Origin of the sequence: Chryseobacterium kimseyorum (assembly GCF_025971945.1) — a bacterium.
GTDB classification, from domain to species: Bacteria; Bacteroidota; Bacteroidia; order Flavobacteriales; family Weeksellaceae; genus Chryseobacterium; species Chryseobacterium kimseyorum.
Map to the genome: position 1 here is coordinate 326,649 of NZ_JAPDHW010000005.1, position 2,201 is coordinate 328,849.

3 protein-coding genes are annotated in these 2,201 nt (G+C 34.0%); all 3 read right to left on the bottom strand.

The genetic code is table 11. From position 1 onward, the window contains the following. Window positions 1-1,029: tetratricopeptide repeat protein (locus OMO38_RS09555; protein ID WP_406567305.1), on the bottom strand; the 1,029-nt coding region annotated here is incomplete at its 3' end. A gap of 91 nt (window positions 1,030-1,120) precedes the next feature. Then, complete coding sequence (locus OMO38_RS09560) at window positions 1,121-1,990, bottom strand: PstS family phosphate ABC transporter substrate-binding protein (protein ID WP_264749950.1); 870 nt, start codon at window positions 1,988-1,990, stop codon at window positions 1,121-1,123. Next, complete coding sequence (locus OMO38_RS09565; RefSeq protein WP_264749951.1) at window positions 1,983-2,180, bottom strand: DUF308 domain-containing protein; 198 nt, start codon at window positions 2,178-2,180, stop codon at window positions 1,983-1,985. The genes OMO38_RS09560 and OMO38_RS09565 overlap by 8 nt, the downstream gene beginning before the upstream one ends. Window positions 2,181-2,201: the final 21 nt, after the last annotated feature.

The following is a 2,201-nucleotide window of genomic DNA, read 5'->3' on the forward strand; positions in this document are numbered from 1 at the left end:
ATCCGCAGGCTGTACTCTTGATTTCTCAGCTTGAGAAACGAAAGTATCCATATTTTGTTTTGCTTCAGGATATTGTCCGTCTGCATAATTTACATAAGCTCTCAATTTGAATTTAATAGGATCGTTGATTTTATCAAAAATCTTATCTAAAATTACTTTTGAGTTAGCATAATCTTCATTCGTGAAGTATAACTTAGCAATTTCTAACTGAGTATATGGATCCTCATCGGCATATTTCGTATAGTTGATCAAATCCTGAGTTGCCTTAGCATTCTCCTGATATTTGATATTATAAGCTGCTAAAGCTTTGTATGCAGGTGCATAGGTCGCATCCGTAGATATTGCCTTCTCAATGCTGGTCTTTGCCTGTTGCCACTGTTGTGCAGCCATCCAAAGTGTACCAATTCTTGTGTAAACCGAAGCTTTGTTTTTTGCTAATGGCAAAGCTTTATCATACGCAGACATTGCATCACCTGGAACTCTCTTCAATCTGTAAGCATCTCCCAAAGTATAGTAATAGTTTGCAGGAACTTCTTTTTTAGCTGCTCTTTCAATAGCTTTATTCAAAAACTGTATTGCTAAATCCGGAGAGTTATTCTTTTCAAATAAAGTTAAAGCTTCTGCTGCTCTAAAAAGCACATCAGCATCTTTCTCTCTTGAATCTGTCACAATTTTCTGAATTTCAGCAATTGCACCTTTATCACCTTTACCTAATTTAACTGTTGCCAAACCAAGTTTATTTAAATAACTTTTGCTGTCTGCAGCAAGACCTTTATTAAAACTTTCCGTTGCCTGAGCAAAATCCGGCTCTGACTGTCTTAAATAAGTATTTCCTAAATAGAAATAATTTTCTGCTTTTGGTTCCTTCGCAATCATCTGAGTGAAATTGTTTTTTGCCTGAGCAAATTTATCACTGTCGATGCTGTTGATACCGTCCTGTAACGTTTGTGCAATCGTAAAATTGCTAAAAAATACAACCGCTGCTCCAAAAGCAATCTTCTTTACATTCATAATCATTATATCTTTCATTATATATTTTCTAAATTGAACTATGATTTACCCACAATTTTCAGACCAAAATAAATGAATTAAATTGGTAATCAGATTAATTTAATATTATTTAACGCATCTGAACTTCTCGTCGGTAAATGTTATATGGCTGCAACCCCTCTTTCTGTACAATCATCTGTCCTAACTGGGTACATGAATATCTTATAAAACCACTTGCAATGTTAAAATTTCCTTCATTTGTTAAGAAATATAAAACTCTTGTAAATGGATATTTCATTTCACGCAGACCCTGAAAATCTGCAGTGTATAATTCACCATTGGTTTCAACCGGTAAGATCTTTATAAGTTCTCTCAGTTTTTCAGCATTTTTATCATAAGGTCTGCTGATGGTATTAAGACCTACAACACCAATTTTATTTGGATATTTATTTAATTCTTCAATAACATTCGTACTTCCGGGTATGATAGAATACTTCAGATCTTTTGGAAGCTTTTTCAGTTTCTGTGCTACAAAATTAAGATTGCTTGAGTTGGCACCATCAAAAATAAAATTCTTCTCATCAGACAACATACCCTGAGTAATTTCCTGCATTGTTATACTTGTACGCTCAGAATTCTTAGGAACAACAAAAACCACAGCATCGGCAGCAAATTTCGCAGGTAAGAATTTCAAATCAGCCTGCTCTTCATATGCTTTAATTTCTTCAGGAGATAATTCTTTAGACATTACAGCAATCCTTGCTTTGTCGTTTAAAAGATCCAGAAAACCGAGATCTTCCTTCTTGGTAACCACCTTAATTTTAGTATCCGGATAATTAATCATATATCCATCTGCTAATGCCTCAGTAACACTTTTAAATGACTCGTCTGTTAAGATTGTCATGTCACCTTTATGATACGAAGGAGATTTCTCCTCTTTTTTTGAACAGCTTACCGTGAAAGCAAAAATCAAAATAATTAAAGACTTTAAATTATTCATGATCCCCAGTATTTTTAATTCTTGAAACAGCTCTCCAGATTCTGAAAACACCGTACAGTATCACGACAGCTCCAAGTGGATATGCCACAGCAGGCTCCAGCAAGGTGAAAAAGAATTTGTAAACTATAATTACAATTCCGAGAACTATATAAAATAATCCTGTAACTAAGGATAACCAATTGAACATCATATAACAAAAGTATTAAAAAAA